We start from the raw sequence: 19009 nt of genomic DNA, 5'->3' as shown, positions 1-19009 counted from the left end.
GCAAGGTTTTGGTCGGTTTTTGGTTTGACCGCAAAAACCGGTTTTGGGGCGTGGCTGTTGTGGAGCTCCTTTCCTGACACGATGGTGTTGGGAGGTTTTGCTATGGCGCAGCGCGAACAACACGAACGAGTCAAAAAGATGGACCGCTGGGCGGGCAAACTGCTCGGTCATAAGGCAGTGGTGATGGCGATACTGGTCGTCATTGCGATGGCGAGTGGGCTGGCGATGGCGAACCTTGGCGGCGGTGCCGGCGGTGTGTCGTTTGAGCGCACTGATGGTTCGGGCACGTTAGTGGAGCCGGGATCCGGCGATGCTTCGAGCGGAAAGACATCCGAAGGCTCTTCGCCTAAGGCGTCTGCCGCGGCAGAGGTCTATGTCGATGTTGATGGCGCCGTGGTGTCACCCGGTGTATATCGCCTCAAAGACGGGGCGCGGGTGGCTCAGGCGATTGATGCCGCCGGCGGGCTGGCGCCCGAGGCAGACGTTACGGGGCTCAATCGGGCATCCAAGGTCGTCGATGGGCAGAAGATTCACGTTCCAACGGTGGGGGAGCAGCAGGCGTCCATTGCGGAAGCCGGTGTTGATGGTGGGGCTTCCGCATCATTGGGCGTGAGTGGCGCAACGGGCCTAGTCAACATCAATACGGCAAGCGCGGCAGAGCTGCAGACGCTCTCGGGCATCGGTCCCTCCGTGGCACAGTCGATTATCGATGAGCGTACAAAGAACGGTGCTTTTGCCTCGGTTGACGATCTGATGCGTGTGTCGGGAATCGGCGAGAAGAAGCTTGCCAAAATCAAAGATTGCATCTGCGTATGAGTGCGACCGAGCGCGAACATGTGATGCCTCCGCGGCCCCTGATGCCGTGGACGATGGCCCTGTGTGCCGGCATGTGCATGAGCTGCGCCTTGGTGCTCAACGTGGCCGCTGATGCGCTGCTGAGGGAGCAGGCGCCGGCGGTCGGGCTGCTATGGGCCATTCCCGTTGCGGCGACGGTATTCGTTGTGCTGGCTCAATCTTGTGCGCGGCTTGCCCCTTGGAAGCGGTGGCTGTATGCCGCGTCCGTCGGTCTCGTGGCGGGAGCGGTCGTCTCGGCGTGGTGGGCTGCGGGCGCGCTCAACGCCTCGAAGGCGCTCGACGGTCGAGCGGCAAGCAGCCTCGAGTTTGTCGTGCAGGGTGATCCATCCATAAACGACGACGTGTATTCCTATACCTGCGAGGTACGCGCGGACGGTAAGAACTTGGCAACGGTTCGCCTATCGTGCGACCGCGAGCTCAAGGTCGGGGCGCACGTGCGTGTTATCGGTCGCGTTTCACGTTTTGAGAACGATGCGTATGGACGATTGCGCGTGCTCCGAGGCGAGGTGCGCAAGGTTAAAGCCGTTCGGATTGTGTCGGTCGATGAGGGCTCTCCGGGGCCGCTGCTTCGGCTGCGAAATTGGCTGCTTGCGTCCATCGCGCCTGCGACCGACCCGGCACGTGCGCTCATAGCCGGTGTCGTCTGTGGTCGTTCGGCCGAGCTGCGCGCCCAGCCGGCGGGCGACTGGTTTTCGGTGACGGGAACGGCGCATCTTATCGCCGTCTCGGGCAGCCATCTGGCTATCGTGGGGTTTGTGATCGAGGGCGTATTGCAAAAGACTCGGTGCTCACGTGGTTTTCAGCGGGTGATATTGGCGATAACGCTTGTGGGCTACGCTGCCTTTACGGGCGCGTCTCCCTCGGCCGTGCGCGCGTGCTGCATGGTGTTCGCGACGCTTGTCGTAAACGGAGCGGGTCGTCGTCGGCACGGCGCATCGGCACTCTTCGTAACCATGTCCATCTTTGTGCTACTGAGGCCGACGGTGCTGTTCGAGATGGGCTTTCAGCTTTCATGTGCCAGCGTCTTAGCCATTCTGTGCTTTTGCCCCTATGCGACCTACGCTTTGGGTGAGCTGGGTGTGCCATCGGGCGTTGCCGGCATGCTTTCCGTCACGCTGTGCTCGCAGTTGGCGACCCTTCCCATTACCATTCCTGCATTCGGTACGTTCTCGCTCATTGCTCCGTTGGCAAATGCGGTCATCGGTCCGGTGGTGAGCGTACTGCTCGCTGTGTCGATCGTGCTGGCTCCCTTTTCGCTCGTGGGACCGTTGCGGACTTGGGCGCTCGTTGTGCCCATGATTGCCGCCCGTTGCGCGCTGTTCTTCGAGCAGCTGTTTGCCGCCGTGCCGGGTGCATACGTGAGCGTGCCGCCCGATAGCATGTGGATTTACCTATTGCCGTGTTTTCTGGCGGTTCTGCTGGTCTGGTGGCCGCGTCCCCGTGCACGTCCTATGGCGGCGGGGCTTGCATGCCTGATGCTCTTGGCTGCGATTCCGTACGTCTATTGGGATCGATTCGCTCCGCCTTCGGTGACGCTGCTCGATGTGGGCCAGGCCGATGCGATTCTTATCCGCCAAGGCGGCGCAGTAGCTCTCGTCGACTGCGGGCTCGACGAGCGCGTGGTGGCGGCGTTGGTTCGCAATAACGTGCACCATATCGATGCCGTCTTTGTGACGCATTGGGATGAGGACCACTGGGGTGGTTTGCCTGCCGTGCTCGAACAGTTTTCGGTCGGAACGATTGCCGTGGCGGCGGATGCGCTGGAGGATGCTCCTGCCGAGGTATTGAACCGACCCGGCGTGGAGTATCGGCAGGTGCGCCGTGGGGATACGGTCGACATCGGCTCATTTTGCGCCCGCGTGATGTGGCCATTCGAGTCCGTGGATGGCGAGGGAAATGAGGACTCGCTTGTCCTGCTGCTCTCTTATGTTCAGGAAGGTAAGGGCCTGCGAATACTTCTCACCGGTGATGCCGAGCTCGACCAAGAACGGGAATTCGTGCAGGAGGTGGGGGATATCGATGTACTTAAACTTGGGCATCACGGCTCCAAGGTTTCAGTCGATGGTGAGTTGCTGGACGTCCTGAAGCCCGAGCTTTCCCTCGCAAGCGCCGGTGAGGGGAATCGATACGGCCATCCGTCCGATGCCTGCATCGATGCCGTTAAGGAAGCGGGTGGTGTGTTCGCGTGTACCATCGAACACGGCGACATTACCGTCGCACCGACTGCGAATGGCTTTGTGATGCGATGCCAGCGACCGTGACGACGTCGTTGGCGTGTGGTGGGCCCCTGGGCTAGAATGGCACGGAACGAATGCGAAGGCCTGCGGGAGGGGAGCGCAATGTCCGAAACCGGTTTGCTGCCGGCATATCTGATCGTCGGTACCGACGGAGTTAAGCGCGATCACGCCGTCTCGCGTATGAAAGCGCGTCTGGAAAAGTCGGGTATGGTCGAGTTCAACCTCGACGAGCGAGACATGACCAAGGACCCCGATATCGAGTCCATTATCGGATCGCTTAACACCTTTCCGATGGGCAGCGAGTTTCGTCTGGTAATCCTCGATGGCTGCTCAAAGCTCGCCAAGGCGGTCTCGGAGCCGCTCGTTGGGTATCTGGCGAGTCCCAGCCCCACTACGGTCTGCCTCATCATCGCCGACTCACTTGCCAAGAATACGCGCCTGTATAAGGCAATCGCCAAGATCGACAAGAAGGCTATCGTCGATTGCTCGGGTACCAAGCGCTGGGAACTGCCGCGCCGTGTTCAGCAGATGGCGACGCAGCGCGGTAAGTCGATTTCGACGGCGGCCGCCGAGGAGCTCGTCTCGCGTTCGGGCGAAAACACGCGCATGCTCGATAACGACTTGGCTAAGCTTGCCCAGATGGTCGAGGCGCCCCAGATTGAGCTTGCCGACGTTGAGCGCTGGATTGTCCGTACGGCCGAGGTTCAACCCTGGGACTTTCTCAATGCGGTCTCGGCCCGTGACATGCGACGCTCGCTCGAGCTCTTCAATCTACTGCCCGCCAAGAGCTATGTGTGGACTTACACATTGCTGTGCGGCCGCATCCGCGAGCTTATCGTTGCCAAGGCGCTCGAGGCGCGCGGACAGGGTCGTGAGCTGGCCGCAACACTTAAGCTCCAGTCCTGGCAGGTCAAGAATCACCTGACCTGGGCACGTCGCTTTTCGATGGCAGAGCTCGTTGCCGCGCTCGAGGGCGCGGTCGATGTGGAGCTCGCGCTGAAGGGTTCGGCCGATTCTCAGACCGCGCTTTTGCTCTGGATTACGAACATCTTGAGAAAATCGTGATGATACCTGCCTATTTGACAAATTCGTTCTATCCCTTTGAGGGGGAGCGTGCTATAGTAGGCGCTTGCATGACCTCACCGTGTCTCAGAGGTGTCATACATTTTTTGCAAGGAACTCGAAAGGAACTCCAGAAGTGGCAAACATCAAGTCTCAGAAGAAGCGTATCCGCACCAATGAGGCAGCTCGCATGCGTAACAAGGCTGTCAAGTCCGAGCTCAAGACGCTGACCAAGCACGTCCAGTCTGCCGTCGCCGAGGGCGACGCCGAGAAGGCCCAGGCTGCCCTCAAGACCGTCACCAAGCGTCTCGATATGGCTGCCGCCAAGCATGTTATCCACAAGAACCAGGCTTCCAACCGCAAGTCCGGTCTTGCCAAGCTCGTGAACAGCATCAACGCCTAAGTTGTAAATTTCACACCACACAGATTGCGCGCATAAATGGAGCCTGTTTTATGGAACAGGCTCCATTTTTTGTACCGCTCGGGTAAGATAGTCCGCATGAATACTTCAATTGACATTTCCCACATCCGCAACTTCTCAATCGTTGCGCACATCGACCATGGCAAGTCCACGATCAGCGATCGCATCCTCGAGCTCACCCATACCGTCGACGAACGCGACATGGAGTCGCAGCTGCTCGATACCATGGATATCGAGCGCGAGCGCGGCATCACGATCAAGTCCAATGCCGTTCGCGTGTCCTATGACGCCGACGATGGCGAGACGTATCAGTTCAATCTGATCGATACGCCGGGCCACGTTGACTTTACCTATGAGGTCTCGCGCTCGCTGGCAGCCTGTGAGGGCGCGGTGCTCGTTGTCGACGCCACGCAGGGCGTCGAGGCGCAGACCGTCTCCAACGCGACGCTCGCCATGAACGCCAATCTGGACATTGTGCCGGCCATCAACAAGATCGACCTGCCCTCTGCCCATCCCGATGAGGTTAAGACCGAGATCGAGGATGACCTGGCGATTCCTGCCGATGATGCCGTGTGTGTCTCGGGCAAGACCGGCGAGGGCATCCATGATCTGCTGGAGTCCATTGTCTTTTTGATCTCGCCTCCCAAGGGCGATGCAAATGCCCCTCTCAAGGCACTTATTCTGGATTCGTACTTCGACGAGTATCGTGGCGTCGTCGCCACGGTGCGCGTCTTTGACGGCTCCATCAAAAAGGGCGATACCCTGCGCATGATGCAGGCAGAGGGCGACTTTTTGGTCGACGGCGTGGGTGTCAAGCGTCCTGCCGAGACCCCGGTTGACGCGCTGACGGTTGGCGAGGTCGGCTATGTGGTCACGGGCCTGAAGGACCCCGAGGCCGTTCGCGTGGGCGACACCCTTACCTGGGCGTCGAACCCCTGCCCCGAGCCGCTTCCGGGTTACCGCGAGGCCAAGCCCATGGTCTATACGGGCCTGTTCCCAATCGATAACAAGGACTACGAGAACCTGCGTGACGCGCTCGATAAGCTGCACGTTAACGACCCATCGTTGGTGTGGGAGCCCGAGACCTCGGTGGCGCTCGGCTTTGGCTTCCGCGTGGGCTTCTTGGGCCTGCTACACATGGAAGTCGTCAAGGAACGCCTGGAGCGCGAATTCAACCTGGACCTCATTGCCACGAGCCCCTCGGTCGACTATCACGTCTACAAGACCGACGGCGAGATGATCGATGTCCGCAGTCCGCAGGACCTTCCCGAGGCCACGCGCATCGAGCGTATCGAGGAACCCTACCTCAAGGCAAAGATCATCTGCCCGCCTGAGTACACGGGTGCCGTCATGCAGCTCGCCATCGAGCACCGCGGCGTCACGACCGACATGATCCACCTCACGAGCAAATCGGTCGAGATGCGCTTCGATATGCCGCTCGCCGAGCTCATCTTGGACTTCTTTGACCAGCTCAAGAGCCGTACCAAGGGTTATGCCTCGCTCGACTACGAGTTCAACGAGTACCGTCCCTCCGAGCTCGTTAAGCTCGATATCTTGCTTTCGGGCGATGAGGTGGACGCGCTGTCGTTTATCGTCCACAAGGACAAGGCCTATGGCCTGGCCCGTGGCCTGTGCGACAAGCTTAAGGAGATCATCCCGCGTCAGCTGTTCGAGGTGCCCATCCAGGGTGCTATCGGCAACAAGATTATTGCCCGCTCCACCGTCAAGGCGCGTCGCAAGGACGTACTTGCCAAGTGCTACGGCGGCGATATCTCGCGTAAGCGCAAGCTGCTCGAGAAGCAGAAAGAGGGCAAGAAGCGCATGAAGGCCATCGGATCGGTCGAGGTCCCGCAGGAGGCCTTTATGGCGATCCTCAAGGTGGACGAGTAGGTCTATGGTGCTTTCTGAATACAGCAAGCGGCTGCTGGGCGCCTATGCCGAGCAGCCGTTCCTTATGGCTCCCATGGCGGGTGTGACCGACCCTGCCTACCGCATCATGTGCCGCCGCCGCGGTGCCAACCTTGCCTACAGCGAGATGGTGAGCGTGGCAGGCCTTGCCTATGCCAGCAACAAAACGTGGCGCCTGGTGCTGCCGGCCGACGAGGAGCAGCAGATTTGCGTGCAGCTCTTTGGCTCCAAGCCCGATCAATTTGCGAGTGCCGTCGCCGCCGTCGAGGAGCGCGTTGGCGATCGCCTGTCGCTCATCGATATCAATATGGCATGTCCCGCCCGCAAGGTCGTTACCAAGGGCGAGGGCTCGGCGCTCATGCGCACGCCCGACCTGGCGGAGAAGATCGTCGAGGCGACGGTGGGCGCGGCGCACGTGCCCGTGACCGTCAAGATTCGCAAGGGCTTTTATGCTGAGGACCGTAATGCCGCGACGTTTGCCCAGATGCTCGAAGGCGCCGGTGCCGCCGCGGTGGCGGTGCATGGCCGCTGCGCCACGCAGCTCTATACGGGCCAGGCCGATTGGTCGGTCGTCGATGAGGTTGCCGACGCCGTTGAGATTCCCGTGATCGGTTCGGGCGATGTGTTCTCGGCTGAGGATGCGGCGGAGCGTCTGCGCAGCTCCGACGCCCGTGCCGTGTTTATCGCGCGCGGTATCTATGGCAATCCTTGGGTGTTCGGCGATGCTCGCGCCCTTGCGTTCGACGCCACGCCGGTGCCGTCTCGCACCTCGGTCGAGCGTCTGGATGCCCTGCGCGAGCACCTGACGCTTACGCACGAGCTGTTGCCGCTCATGTCGCGTGCCCGTACGTACGCAAGCTGGTATCTCAAGGGCATGCCCCATGCTGCCGCCTGGCGCGCCCAGGTGGTGCGCTGCTCCACATACGAGGAGTTCATGGCGTTGGTCGATGATATCGAGCGCGATGTGGTGGCCTGCGAGGCCGCACTTGCAGCTGGCGAGTCGGTGCCCGCCCATCCGCTGGAGGCCTAAGGGTGGCCGTTACCGCACTGTATGTGCACGTACCGTTTTGCGCTCAAAAATGCCGCTATTGCGACTTTGACTCGCGCAGCTTTGCCCCGTGCGACCTGGACGCTGCGCTCAATGCCTATTTTGAGCAGTTGTATGCGCGGCTCGATGCCTTTGGCAACGCTGGGGCACTCAGGCAGATCCGCACAGTCTACGTAGGCGGCGGCACGCCGTCGCTGGCAGGGGAGCGCCTGGTAGAACTTGCCCGTCGTATCTCCATGTGGTGCAAGCCCGTTGAGTTTACCTGCGAGGCCAATCCCGAGTCGCTGACTGCTGAGCTCGCCACCGCGCTTGCCGAGGCGGGCGTCACGCGCATCTCTCTGGGCGTGCAAACCCTCGACAATACCGAGCTGGCTGCTATTGGCCGCATTCACGATGCTAATCGGGCACTTGCGGCTATCGCGACGGTGAAGGACGCTGGCCTCGATGTGTCGTGCGACCTGATGTGCGGCCTTCCCGGGCAGACGGCCGCAAGCTGGCGGAGCACGCTCGATGGCGTGCTGGCGGCGGCGCCGCATCATGTATCGGTGTACCCGCTCACGCTCGAGGAGGGGACGCCCCTTTATCGCATGGCGTGCCGCGACGAGTCGCTTGAGCCTGATGAGGATTTTCAGGCCGCATGCATGGACGTGGCACGCGAGCTCCTGGGTGCGGCCGGTTATCACCCCTATGAGGTGGCAAGCTATGCGCTCGACGGCCATGAGTGCGCCCATAACATTGCCTACTGGACCGGACGGGGCTACCTGGGCCTGGGTCGTTCTGCCGCGGGTATGCTCGATGCCGAGGATTTCGACCGTCTTGCAGGTTTGTTCCCCGGCGTGTCTGCTCGAGGCGATGCGTACCGTGTGCGTCTGGTGCAACGCGACGATGACGCGACGGCGTTCGAGGCCGAATATCTGTCGCAGCGCGAGGCTGTCGCCGAAGACTTGATGCTCGCTTGTCGCATGACGCGCGGTGTTGCGTCCGACCTGTTGGCTCGTGCAGCTTGCGTCATCCCAACGGGCGAGCTGGCAGCTGCCTGCGATCGTGCGCTCGAATTGGATCTTGCCACTTGGGTGCCCGAGACGCTCTGGGGTCATGAGGGACCCTTCACTACGGCAGATGTCGTCGCGGGCCATGTTCGAGCTCGTCTGGCGCCGACCCATCTGGGCTGGCTCGATGGAAATGTTCTGTTCGAGCTGTTTTGGGATCTAGCTTAGGCCGCTCGGGTAGAATTACCGGAATATATACGCTGCTGTGAGCAGGAGGTTGCCGCGCATGGCGACGATGAACGAAAAAGATTACTACGAGATTCTGGGTGTCTCCAAGGACGCCACCTCGCGTGATATTCAAAAGGCCTTCCAGCAAAAGGCCCGTAAGCTCCATCCGGACGTCAACAAAGAACCGGATGCCGAGGAAAAGTTTAAAGAGGTTTCCGAGGCCTACGCCGTGCTTTCGGATGAGCAAAAACGTGCGCGCTACGACGCCATGCGATCTGGCAATCCCTTTGCCGGTGCTCCTACGGCTTCGCCCTATGGTGGCGGCTACGCCGGCAGCACGGGCTATGGCAATCCCTTTGAGGGCGGCTTTCCCTTTGGTGGCGCCTGGGGCCAGCAGCGTCGCGGGCAGGCTGCCTACAATCCCGAGAACGGCGCCAACGTGGTCGTCGATATCAAGCTCGACGCCAAGGAGGCCAAGAGCGGTGCCCACAAGACCGTTCGATATACCCGCTTTGACACCTGCGGGCATTGTGGCGGATCGGGCTCCGTTTCTTCAGAGCATGCCCACACCTGTCCGAGCTGCGGTGGCCGCGGCCACATCGACGTCGACCTGTCCTTCCTGTTTGGTGCGGGCACGTTCCAGTCGGTCTGCCCCGAGTGCGGCGGTTCCGGTAAGGTCGTGGCCGACCCCTGCCCCGATTGCGGTGGCAGCGGGCGAACCCGTGTGACCTCCGAGCAGACGATTGAGTTTCCTGCCGGCACGCACGATGGCGACGAGGTCCGCATTAGCGGCATGGGCCACGCAGGCACTAACGGTGCCGCGGGCGGCGACCTGGTCGGCCGCGCCCATGTTGAGGCCGAGCGCTTGGAAGGCAAAGCTCGTACTGGCTTTTACCTGATGGGCATTGTGGCGCCGTTTTTGGTGCTGTCGGCCATCTCGGGCGTGTTCTCGGCCTTTGCCATGATGTGCTTTATTCCGTTTGCCATGGGCCTGTTCATGGTGCTCTCGGACGGCGTGCTTCATCGCAGCCTGCTGTGGTGGAAACGCGGCGCGATGCAGTTTGCCAACGGTTTTGCCAACGGCTTCATGTTCGCACTCGTGTCGGTTTGGTTTGCGAGCTGCTCGCAGCGTGCCATGCTTTCGCCGTACGGAATGTACTAACATCAAACCCTCTGTTTGCGGCCGCCCCAGCTTGGGTATAGGACGCACTGTGACAATAATGAAAGTCGGAAGGATTCGGTCGTGTCGGAAAATAGGGATTACTACGAGGTACTTGGCGTCGAAAAGGATGCCGACGCGCGGACGATTAAGCGCGCGTTTCTAAAGAAGGCCCGTACCGTACACCCGGACGTTTCGGACGACCCCGAGGCCGAGGCCAAGTTCAAAGAGCTCAACGAGGCATATTCCGTTCTTTCCGATGAGCAGAAGCGTGCAAACTACGACCGCTACGGCACCGCGGACGGCCCTGGTGGTTCGGGCTATGTCGACATCAACGATATCTTTGGTGGCATGGGCATGGACGACCTGTTCTCGTCGTTCTTTGGCGGTGGCGCCGGTGGTGGCGCCCGCAGCCGTCGTGAGCGTCGTCGCGGACGTGACATGGCCATCTCGCTTTCGGTGACGCTCGAGGAGGCGGCACTCGGCTGCAAAAAGACTATCAGCTATGATCGCCTTGCTCCTTGCGAGGACTGCAACGGTACCGGTAGGGCCGAGGGTGCACAGGAAAAGCAGTGCAGTCGCTGCCACGGTACGGGCTACGTTACGACGGTTCAGCGATCGTTTTTGGGCCAGGTTCAGTCTTCCTCGCCTTGCCCCGACTGCCATGGCGAGGGCACGGTTATCGACCATCCCTGCGAGACCTGCGACGGTCAGGGCCGCACGCCTTCGCACGAAAAGATCGACATCGATATTCCCGCCGGCGTTTCGACCGGTCGCCAGCTGCGTGTGAGCGGCTTTGGCGAGGCCGGCCTTCGCGGCGAGCCTTCTGGCGACCTGATTGTCAACGTGCGCGTTGCCGACCATGAGCGCTTTAAGCGCAACGGTGACGACCTGTACCTGGTGAGCGATATCTCGATTGCGCAGGCTGCGCTCGGCTGCGAGATCGAGGTCGAGGGCATTATGCCCGACGAGGTCGTTAAGGTGACGGTTCCCGCCGGCGCCCAGTACGGCGACACCGTGAGCGTCAATAATTACGGCATGCCGCGCATTGGCGGTGGCGGTTCGCGTGGCCGCCTGATCGTGCAACTGCGCGTGGTCGTTCCCACCAATCTTTCCAATAAGCAACGCGAGCTGCTCCGTGCTTTTGCCGATGAGATGGGCGATGACGTCGCTTCCGGTAAGAAGTCGGTGACCGACCGTATCAAGAGTGCCCTCGACGATATCCTCGATTAAGGAGCCCGCGTGCTCGCACCCCATATTTCCGTCGTCAACCTCGGCTGCCGTGTCAACCGGGTTGAGTCTGACCGTATCACTGCCGATCTTATGCGCCTGGGCTTTGCTATTGTGGAGCCCCAGGATGCCGATTTGATCGTCATTAACACCTGTGCCGTTACGGGCGAGGCTGAGGCCAAGACCCGTAAGGCCGTCCGTCATGCGCTGGCCCATCCAAATGAGCCCTATGTGCTCGTGACCGGTTGCGTGGTCAATTTGCATCCCGAGGAGCTGTTGGAGCTTTCGGATCGCGTGATCGCCGAGCCGTCCAAGATCGATGTCGCCGAACGTGTCTGCGAGGTGCTGGGCGTTGAGTCCGATAGCGTTCCCGCCTGCAGCGATGGCGAGGTGGTCGATGCGCTCGGTCGCTCTCGCCTGGGCGTGAAGATCCAGGACGGCTGCAACCATCGCTGTACCTATTGCATTGTGTGGAAGGCGCGCGGCCCCGAGCGCTCCGTGCCCGTCGAGTCCGTGCTTGAGCAAGTTCGCGAGGCCCAGGAGGCCGGCGTGCCCGAGGTGGTGCTGACCGGTGTGAACCTGGGTGCCTACGATGGCAAGAGCGCGACCGACGAGCATGTCGAAATCGATGAGCTGCTCGAGGCCATCATGGAGCGCACGACTATTGCGCATGTGCGCATTTCCTCGGTCGAGCCCATGGATATCTCTGAGCGCCTGCTTAAGGTTATGGCGCGCTATCCGCAGCGTATCGCCCCGTTTTTGCACCTGCCCGTGCAGTCCGGCTGTACGGCGACCTTGCATCGCATGGGTCGTCCCTATAGTGCGGAGGCCTTTGAGGACACGGTGCGTATGATTCGCGCCATCCTGCCGCAGGCGTCTCTTTCGTGCGACGTCATCGTCGGTTTTCCTGGTGAGACGGACGAGGAGTTCGAGGAGTCGCTGGCGCTGTGCCGCCGCGTGGGGTTCTCGCGTATGCACGTGTTCCGCTACAGTAAGCGTCCCGGTACCCTTGCTGCCGACATGCCCGACCAGGTGCCGCCCGAGGCTATGGCCGAGCGCAGCCGCCGTATGCGAGACACGGCGCAGGAGCTCGCTATTGCCGATGCCCGCCGTCGCGTGGGTACCGTCGAACGCGCCGTGCTTGAGTACGGTGACAATTTGACGCTCGGCTCGTTCCATCATGCCCGTCTTGACGATACCTGTGGACTTACAGCCCCGTGCCTGCTCGATGTTGCTATCATCGGAGTCGATGATTCCGGCTTGGTCCATGCGCGCAGGGAGGTCCATGGAAGCCTCGAAGATTAGACTTACCGTTCCCGAGGGAGTTGATCCCTCGCGTGTTTTGGGCGCCGGCGACGGCGTCCTTCGTGCGCTCGAGAGCTTGGTTCGCGCTCACGTGGTCGCCCGTGGCGATAGGATCTCCGTAAGCGGCGACCCGGACGAGGTCGAGCTCGTGGCTCGCTTTTTCGAACATGCTTTTCGCGAGGCGGCGGCCGGTCGTACCCTGTCTGCCGACGATGTCTCGCGTTGCCTGGCCGTCTTGCGCGACGGTGAGCACGAGGCTACATCGCTTCGCGATGATGTGCTGCTTTCGTATCGCGGCCGTGCCATTCGCCCCAAAACGCTCGGACAAAAGCGCTATGTTGACGCCATCCGCTCGCATACCATCACGTTTGGCCTAGGTCCCGCCGGTACCGGTAAGACCTATCTAGCTATGGCCCTCGCCGTCGCCGCGCTCAAGCGTCACGAGGTGTGTCGTCTGATCTTGGCGCGTCCGGTTGTCGAGGCGGGGGAGAACCTGGGCTTTTTGCCCGGTACCCTCGAGGAAAAGATCGATCCCTACATGCGTCCACTCTACGACGCCCTTTTTGACATGATGGATCGCGAACGCACCGATGAGCTTATGGAGCGCGGCGTGATTGAGATCGCCCCGCTTGCCTACATGCGCGGCCGTACGCTGAGCGATGCCTTCGTGGTGCTCGACGAGGCCCAAAATACCACGCCCGAGCAGATGAAGATGTTCCTGACGCGCCTGGGCTTTAACTCCAAGTTTGTGATTACCGGCGACCTGAGCCAACGTGACCTGGTGGGTCGTCGCGGCGGTCTTGCTGACGTTGAGCGGATTTTGGGCCGTGTCGACGATGTCGCATTCTCTCACCTCGAGCGTGCCGACGTGGTACGTCATGCCTTGGTTGGGCGTATCGTCGAGGCATACGATGCTTATGATGATGTACGCGAGAAGCGCGTGCACGACCGAAAGGAGTCCCGTTGAGTGTATTGATCAGCAACGATGCCGAGCTCGATACGCTGCTCGACGCGCAGGAGGTAGAGCACATCTGCGAGGTTGTGCTTGCCGCCGAGGGCGTTAAGCGTGAAGTTGAGATTTCCCTTTCGTATGTCGATGAAGACGAGATGCACGAGCTCAACCACGAGTGGCGCGGTATCGACCGCACCACCGATGTCCTCTCGTTTGAATGTGACTCGGCCTTTGACGAGGATATTCCCGCCGACGAGACGCTCGAGCTCGGCGATATCATCCTGGCCCCGCAGGTCATTGCCCGTCAGGCCCCCGGCTTTGGCAATAGCCCTGCCGACGAGTGCCGCCTGATGCTCGTGCATGGCATTCTGCACCTGCTGGGCTATGACCACATTGATGACGACGAGGCCGAGGTCATGGAGGCCCGCGAGGACGCCATCCTGCGCGATCTGGCGCTCGAGCGCGGCGAGGACCCCAAGCTGGTCCACGTCGGTCCCATCACCAATCACGCCCACGACTAGGAGCCGTCTATGATTCCCGGATCGAACAAGGACCATCCGTCCTTCTTAAAGTCGTTCTCCTACGCCATGGAGGGCTTCGTCACCGCCGTCAAGACCGAGCGCAACATTAAGGTCATGCTTGTGGCGGGCGTGTGCACCGTCATCGCCGGCTGCATCGTGGGACTCGACATTGCCGAGTGGGCTACGGTTATCATCTGCTGTGGCCTGGTGATTCACGGCGAGCTGTGCAACACCGCCATGGAGGCGATTGTCGACCTGGCGACCCAGGAGCTCCATCCGCTGGCAAAGCGTGCGAAGGATATCGCCGCCGCCTCCGTATACGTACTTTCCATCACCGCCGCGATTGTGGGCTTGCTGGTATTTGCCCACGCGCTCGACTTTATTTAGAAAGGGATTTCCATGTCCGACAATATGCTGCCTATCGATGAAACTCTGGACGACGAGTCCCTGGATGTGGTGGATGCCGAGGAGTTCGAGGAAGTCGAGGAGTTTGACCCGTTTGAGGGCATGAGTGACGAGGAACTCGACGCCCTGTGCGACGAGGACGATGGCCTCGCGGGCTTTGGCGACGTTGAACCCGGTTTCCGCAGCGGCTTTGTGGCCCTGGTCGGCCGCCCCAACGCCGGCAAGTCCACGCTGCTCAACGCCTGCTATGGCAAAAAGGTCGCCATCACCTCGCCGGTGGCCCAGACGACCCGCCGCCGCATGCGCGCCGTCGTCAACCGTCCCGGCTACCAGCTGGTCTTTGTCGATACCCCGGGTATCCACAAGCCCAAGGACGGTCTGGGATCCGAACTCAACAAGAGCGCGCTGTTCGAGCTGAACGATGTCGATGTCGTCGCGTTTTTGATTGATGCCACCAAACCGATCGGCAGGGGAGACGCCTGGGTTGCCGAGCGAGTCAGATGCGCTCGTTCCAAGAAGGTCCTGGTGCTCACCAAGGCCGATGAGGCCGATCCCGCACAGGTCATGGAGCAGCTTAAGGCCGCCCACGAGCTCATGGAATATGACGACGAGATCGTGACGTCGTCGGTCAAGAACTTCAACGTCGATGCCTTTATCGAGACCGTTGCTCACTTTTTGCCCGAGGGTCCGCGTTGGTTCCCCGAGGACATGGGTACCGACGCTTCCGACGAGACGCTCGTTGCCGAGTTTGTGCGCGAGAAGGTCTTGCGCCGCACCCGTGATGAGATTCCGCACTCCGTTGGCGTGATCTGCGATGCGCTCGAGCAGACCAAGAAGGTGTTGCGCGTGCACGCCACCATTTACGTCGAGCGCGAGGGCCAAAAGGGCATCATCATCGGCAAGGGCGGCGAGATGATCAAGCATATCGGTATCGACGCCCGTCGCGATCTTGAGCGCATCTTTGACACGCAGGTCTTTTTGGAGCTGGACGTGAAGGTCAAGGCCGGCTGGCGTGACGACGAGGCCCAGATTCGCCGCTTTGGCTACAACGCCGAGGACTAAGGGCGCGCGGCACGCATGGCAGGCTCCCGGACATATCGCACGAAGGTGCTCGTTCTCGACAAGACGAAGCTCAAAGAGACGGACCTGATCCTGACGATGCTTGACGAGCGGGGTCGGCAGGTTCGTGCCGTGGCAAAGGGCGCCCGTAAACCCGGTGGGCGCCTGGCTGCGCGCTGCGAGCTGTTCTGTACCGTCGATATGCTGCTCGCGCATGGGCGGTCGCTCGACGTGGTTTCCCAGGCCGAGCTTATGGAGGCGCCGCTCGGCGCAGCACCCGATTACGAGACGACCTGCGCCGCAAGCGCGATCGCCGAGGTCGCGCGCGTGTGCTCGTTCGAGGATGCCGAGGACCCGTTTACCTTTGCCATCACGCAGCGAGCGCTTGCTCTGGTGGGCAGCGGGCTCGACACGGCGCATATGGATCTGCTTGTGGCGGCATATGTGTTTAAGCTGCTATCGCACGTTGGCTACCGACCCGATTTTTCGGCCTGCGTACTGTGCGGAGACCCCATGCTGTCGTATTTTTCGCCCCAGGCCGGCGGGCTCATGTGCGGCTCGTGCGCGTCGAGCGTTCCGGGTGCCGAGCTGGTATCGACCGGTGAGGTCGCATGGCTGCGTGCCCTTATGTCCATGACTTTCGATGCGCTCATGGCCGAGAGGATCGATTCCCATACTGCCGCCTTTTTGTTGGGGCTTTCGCACGTCTGGGCGGCAACACATGCCGATCAGCGCCTCCGTGCGATGGAATTCATGTTGGGTCGGTGATGATGCGCAGGCGCGGGTTGCTTGTGGTAACATACCGACCTGTTGGTACCTCGACCTTGGATGCTCGCTCCACCGGCGGCTTCCCAGTCCGAGGCGAATAGTGTCGCCCGCGGGCGACAAGAAACGAAAGGTGAAACAATGACTGTTTCCAAAGAGCGCAAGGCTGAGCTGACTGCCCAGTTCGGTAACACCCCGGTCGACACCGGCAACCCCAAGGTTCAGGTCGCCATCCTGTCCGAGCGCATCAAGGAGCTGACCGAGCACATGAAGTCCCACCAGAAGGACTTCCACACCCGTCGTGGCCTGCTCATGCTCGTCGGCCGTCGTCGTCGTCTTCTCTCCTACATCAAGAAGAACGACATCGTCGAGTACCGTGAGCTCATCAAGGCTCTGGGCATCCGCGACAACATCCAGTAAGGATTTGTACATGCTAAGAGCGTCCTGCGCAGCGGGGCGCTCTTTTTGTGTAAGGGCGCGAACAATCACGCTCTGAAGCGTGGCGGGGGCAGGGGGCCCGCGTCACATGAGGAGCCTGCAGGCAAGGGGCCTGCGGGGTAAAGGAGAACAATGACACTCGTATCCAAGACCTTTGAGCTGTACGGCAAGACCTACACCTTTGAGTCGGGCGAGCTTGCCAAGCAGGCCACCGGCGCCTGCCTGGTCAAGCAGGGCGACACCACGATGCTCGACACCGTGGTCGTCTCCAAGGAGCGCAAGAACTACGACTTCTTCCCGCTGACCGTCGACTTCAACGAGAAGATGTACGCCGCCGGCCGCATCCCGGGTGGCTACCTCAAGCGTGAGGGCCGTCCCAGTGAGAAGGCCACGCTCACCGCGCGCATGATCGACCGTCCGATTCGCCCGAGCTTCCCGGACGGCTTCCGCAACGAGGTGCACATCGTCGCTACCTCGCTCGTCGCCGACCAGGTCAACCCCTTTGACGTCATCAACGTCATGGGTGCCTCCCTGGCCATGACGCTCGGCGGCGTGCCCTTCGAGGGCCCGCTTGCCTGCGTGCGCATCGGCCGTAACGTGGAGACCGGCGAGTTTATCGTCAACCCCACCTACGAGGAGCGCGAGAACTCCGACCTGGACCTGGAGCTGGGCGGCTCTGCCGACTTCATCTCGATGGTCGAGGCCGGCGCCGAGGAGATCTCCGAGGACGACATGCTCGCTGCCATGAAGTTTGGCCAGGAGGCCCTTGCTGCTTTCTGCCAGGCTCAGGACGAGTTCGTCGCCGAGTGGGAGCAGGTCAACGGCCCCATCGTCAAGAAGGAGTACCCGCTAGATCAGCCCGTCGAGGAGGTCCAGGAGCGCATCTTCGCCCACTACGACGAGATGGCAGCCGCCCTGCGCGACGCCGACAAGCTCTCCCGTATCGGCAAGGTCGAGGCTCTGAAGGAGTCCATCCGTGCCGAGTTTACCGAGGAGGAGCAGGCCGCTTGGGAGCGCGAGATCCCCGTGGCGCTCAAGAAGCTCGAGAAGAAGGCTATGCGCACCATGGTCGTCGAGACTGGTGAGCGCGTTGACGGTCGTGCCGCCGATGAGATCCGTCCCATCATGGTGAAGGACAACTACCTGCCGCTCGTTCACGGCTCCGGCCTGTTCCAGCGCGGCCAGACGCAGGTGCTCTCCGTCCTGTCGCTCGGCATGCTCAACGAGGGCCAGCGTCTGGATACCATCGAGCCCACCGAGGGCAAGCGCTACATGCACCACTACAACTTCCCGCCGTTCTGCACCGGCGAGACCGGCCGTATGGGCAGCCCCAAGCGCCGCGAGATCGGCCATGGCAACCTGGCCGAGCGCGCCCTGCTTCCGGTGCTTCCCGACGAGAACGAGTTCCCCTACGCGATCCGCGTCGTCTCCGAGGTCATGGAGTCCAACGGCTCCTCTTCGATGGCTTCGACCTGCGGCTCTACGCTCGCCCTTATGGACGGCGGCGTGCCCATTAAGCGCCCGGTCTCCGGTATCGCCATGGGCCTGATCCAGGAGGAGGGCAAGACCGTGGTCCTGTCCGATATCCAGGGTCTCGAGGACTTCCTGGGCGACATGGACTTTAAGGTCACCGGCACCACCGAGGGCATTACCGCTCTGCAGATGGACAATAAGGCCACCGGCCTTACCTTCGACATTCTGGCCCGCGCTCTGCAGCAGGCCAAGGAGGGTCGCGCCTTCATCCTGCAGAAGATGCTCGATGTGATCCCCGAGCCGCGTCATACCACGCGCAGCACCGCTCCGCGCATCGTCTCCATCCAGGTTCCGACCGATAAGATCCGCGACGTCATCGGTTCCGGCGGTAAGGTCATCCGCGGCATCCAGGACGAGACCGGCGCTTCGGTTGACATCCAGGAGGACGGCACCGTCTTTGTCGGCGGCACCGGCGAGTCCGTGGACCAGGCCGTCGAGCGCATCAAGCTCATCATCAAGGTTCCCGAGCCGGGCGAGGAGTACACCGGTCGCGTGGTCTCCATCCAGCCCTTCGGCGCCTTCGTGAACCTGCTGCCCGGTAAGGACGGCCTGCTTCACATCTCCCGCGTTGCCAAGGGCCGCGTGGAGAAGGTCGAGGACGTTCTCAATGTGGGCGACGAGGTCAAGGTCGTCGTCATCGAGGTCGACGATCGCGGCAAGATCTCGCTCGATCGTCTTGACAAGCCCGAGGCCCCGGCTCGCGCCGAGGGTACCTCCGAGGGCGACGGCGAGCACTTCCAGCGTCGTGAGCGTCCGCGTCGCGAGCGCTCCGAGCGCAGCGACCGTCCGCGCCGTCCCGGCGACAACGGAGGCCGCAAGCCCCGCCGTCACCACGACGCCGAGTAACAGCCGTACATAACCAGCACCGCAAGGGCGACTCCGGACAGGGGTCGC

Annotated in this window: 17 protein-coding genes; all 17 read left to right on the top strand. The window is 61.5% G+C overall.

The genetic code is table 11. The features are described from left to right. The first annotated feature begins 102 nt into the window (after positions 1-102). The 17 genes from DWX39_RS03515 (at position 103) to DWX39_RS03435 (ending at position 18961) form a co-directional block, all read left to right on the top strand. A complete protein-coding gene (locus DWX39_RS03515) occupies positions 103-816 on the top strand; it encodes a helix-hairpin-helix domain-containing protein (protein ID WP_117758524.1) in 714 nt (237 codons plus the stop codon). Next, positions 813-3116, top strand: coding sequence for a DNA internalization-related competence protein ComEC/Rec2 (locus DWX39_RS03510; RefSeq protein ID WP_117758523.1), 2304 nt, complete (start codon positions 813-815; stop codon positions 3114-3116). Before DWX39_RS03515 ends, DWX39_RS03510 begins: the two co-directional genes overlap by 4 nt. 78 nt (positions 3117-3194) lie before the next feature. Then, positions 3195-4157, top strand: coding sequence for a DNA polymerase III subunit delta (holA, locus tag DWX39_RS03505; protein WP_117758522.1), 963 nt, complete (start codon positions 3195-3197; stop codon positions 4155-4157). Positions 4158-4290: 133 nt separating this feature from the next. Next, the gene (gene rpsT, locus DWX39_RS03500) at positions 4291-4557 is read left to right on the top strand and encodes a 30S ribosomal protein S20 (RefSeq protein WP_022094714.1); all 267 of its coding nucleotides are present in this window, start codon (positions 4291-4293) and stop codon (positions 4555-4557) included. Between the two features lie 96 nt (positions 4558-4653). Continuing rightward, positions 4654-6465 (top strand): translation elongation factor 4, encoded by a 1812-nt coding sequence (gene lepA, locus DWX39_RS03495; protein ID WP_117735177.1) that lies wholly within the window; start codon positions 4654-4656, stop codon positions 6463-6465. 4 nt (positions 6466-6469) lie between these two features. After that, positions 6470-7513: a tRNA dihydrouridine synthase DusB gene (dusB, locus tag DWX39_RS03490; protein WP_089573390.1), complete on the top strand. Its 1044-nt coding sequence runs from the start codon at positions 6470-6472 to the stop codon at positions 7511-7513. A 2-nt stretch (positions 7514-7515) separates the two neighbouring features. Next, positions 7516-8748 (top strand): radical SAM family heme chaperone HemW, encoded by a 1233-nt coding sequence (gene hemW, locus DWX39_RS03485; protein ID WP_089573389.1) that lies wholly within the window; start codon positions 7516-7518, stop codon positions 8746-8748. Positions 8749-8806: 58 nt separating this feature from the next. Next, positions 8807-9910 carry a DnaJ domain-containing protein gene (locus tag DWX39_RS03480; RefSeq protein ID WP_199408765.1) on the top strand — a complete coding sequence of 368 codons (1104 nt, stop codon included), beginning with the start codon at positions 8807-8809 and terminating at the stop codon, positions 9908-9910. A gap of 81 nt (positions 9911-9991) precedes the next feature. Then, positions 9992-11140, top strand: a complete 1149-nt coding sequence (gene dnaJ / locus DWX39_RS03475) for a molecular chaperone DnaJ (protein WP_117758521.1) — start codon at positions 9992-9994, stop codon at positions 11138-11140. A gap of 9 nt (positions 11141-11149) precedes the next feature. Next, positions 11150-12442, top strand: a complete 1293-nt coding sequence (locus tag DWX39_RS03470) for a MiaB/RimO family radical SAM methylthiotransferase (RefSeq protein WP_117758520.1) — start codon at positions 11150-11152, stop codon at positions 12440-12442. Further along, entirely contained in the window at positions 12423-13409 is a 987-nt protein-coding gene (locus DWX39_RS03465) for a PhoH family protein (protein ID WP_117758519.1), read from the top strand. Before DWX39_RS03470 ends, DWX39_RS03465 begins: the two co-directional genes overlap by 20 nt. Continuing rightward, complete coding sequence (ybeY, locus tag DWX39_RS03460; protein ID WP_117758518.1) at positions 13406-13915, top strand: rRNA maturation RNase YbeY; 510 nt, start codon at positions 13406-13408, stop codon at positions 13913-13915. Before DWX39_RS03465 ends, ybeY begins: the two co-directional genes overlap by 4 nt. A gap of 9 nt (positions 13916-13924) precedes the next feature. Then, on the top strand, positions 13925-14302 hold the full coding sequence (locus DWX39_RS03455) for a diacylglycerol kinase family protein (RefSeq protein WP_022094706.1): 378 nt from the start codon (positions 13925-13927) through the stop codon (positions 14300-14302). A 12-nt stretch (positions 14303-14314) separates the two neighbouring features. Next, positions 14315-15382, top strand: a complete 1068-nt coding sequence (era, locus tag DWX39_RS03450; RefSeq protein ID WP_199411439.1) for a GTPase Era — start codon at positions 14315-14317, stop codon at positions 15380-15382. 15 nt (positions 15383-15397) lie between these two features. Continuing rightward, positions 15398-16147 carry a DNA repair protein RecO gene (gene recO, locus DWX39_RS03445; protein WP_117758517.1) on the top strand — a complete coding sequence of 250 codons (750 nt, stop codon included), beginning with the start codon at positions 15398-15400 and terminating at the stop codon, positions 16145-16147. 138 nt (positions 16148-16285) lie between these two features. Beyond that, complete coding sequence (rpsO, locus tag DWX39_RS03440) at positions 16286-16564, top strand: 30S ribosomal protein S15 (protein WP_035138510.1); 279 nt, start codon at positions 16286-16288, stop codon at positions 16562-16564. A gap of 150 nt (positions 16565-16714) precedes the next feature. Next, positions 16715-18961, top strand: a complete 2247-nt coding sequence (locus tag DWX39_RS03435) for a polyribonucleotide nucleotidyltransferase (RefSeq protein WP_117758516.1) — start codon at positions 16715-16717, stop codon at positions 18959-18961. Positions 18962-19009 lie beyond the last annotated feature (48 nt).

Source organism: Collinsella sp. AF19-1LB, from assembly GCF_003459655.1.
Taxonomy (GTDB): Bacteria; Actinomycetota; Coriobacteriia; order Coriobacteriales; family Coriobacteriaceae; genus Collinsella.
The sequence above is the reverse complement of the archived record's forward strand: the minus strand, read 5'-3'. Positions and strand labels throughout refer to the sequence as shown.

What these genes read in the sequence shown, in the direction of transcription:
- DWX39_RS03515 (WP_117758524.1), top strand. Translation starts at nt 103, where the DNA reads ATGGCGCAGCGCGAACAACACGAACGAGTCAAAAAGATGGACCGCTGG.
- DWX39_RS03510 (WP_117758523.1), top strand. Translation starts at nt 813, where the DNA reads ATGAGTGCGACCGAGCGCGAACATGTGATGCCTCCGCGGCCCCTGATG.
- holA (WP_117758522.1), top strand. Translation starts at nt 3,195, where the DNA reads ATGTCCGAAACCGGTTTGCTGCCGGCATATCTGATCGTCGGTACCGAC.
- lepA (WP_117735177.1), top strand. Translation starts at nt 4,654, where the DNA reads ATGAATACTTCAATTGACATTTCCCACATCCGCAACTTCTCAATCGTT.
- dusB (WP_089573390.1), top strand. Translation starts at nt 6,470, where the DNA reads ATGGTGCTTTCTGAATACAGCAAGCGGCTGCTGGGCGCCTATGCCGAG.
- DWX39_RS03480 (WP_199408765.1), top strand. Translation starts at nt 8,807, where the DNA reads ATGGCGACGATGAACGAAAAAGATTACTACGAGATTCTGGGTGTCTCC.
- DWX39_RS03465 (WP_117758519.1), top strand. Translation starts at nt 12,423, where the DNA reads ATGGAAGCCTCGAAGATTAGACTTACCGTTCCCGAGGGAGTTGATCCC.
- DWX39_RS03455 (WP_022094706.1), top strand. Translation starts at nt 13,925, where the DNA reads ATGATTCCCGGATCGAACAAGGACCATCCGTCCTTCTTAAAGTCGTTC.
- era (WP_199411439.1), top strand. Translation starts at nt 14,315, where the DNA reads ATGTCCGACAATATGCTGCCTATCGATGAAACTCTGGACGACGAGTCC.
- recO (WP_117758517.1), top strand. Translation starts at nt 15,398, where the DNA reads ATGGCAGGCTCCCGGACATATCGCACGAAGGTGCTCGTTCTCGACAAG.
- rpsO (WP_035138510.1), top strand. Translation starts at nt 16,286, where the DNA reads ATGACTGTTTCCAAAGAGCGCAAGGCTGAGCTGACTGCCCAGTTCGGT.
- DWX39_RS03435 (WP_117758516.1), top strand. Translation starts at nt 16,715, where the DNA reads ATGACACTCGTATCCAAGACCTTTGAGCTGTACGGCAAGACCTACACC.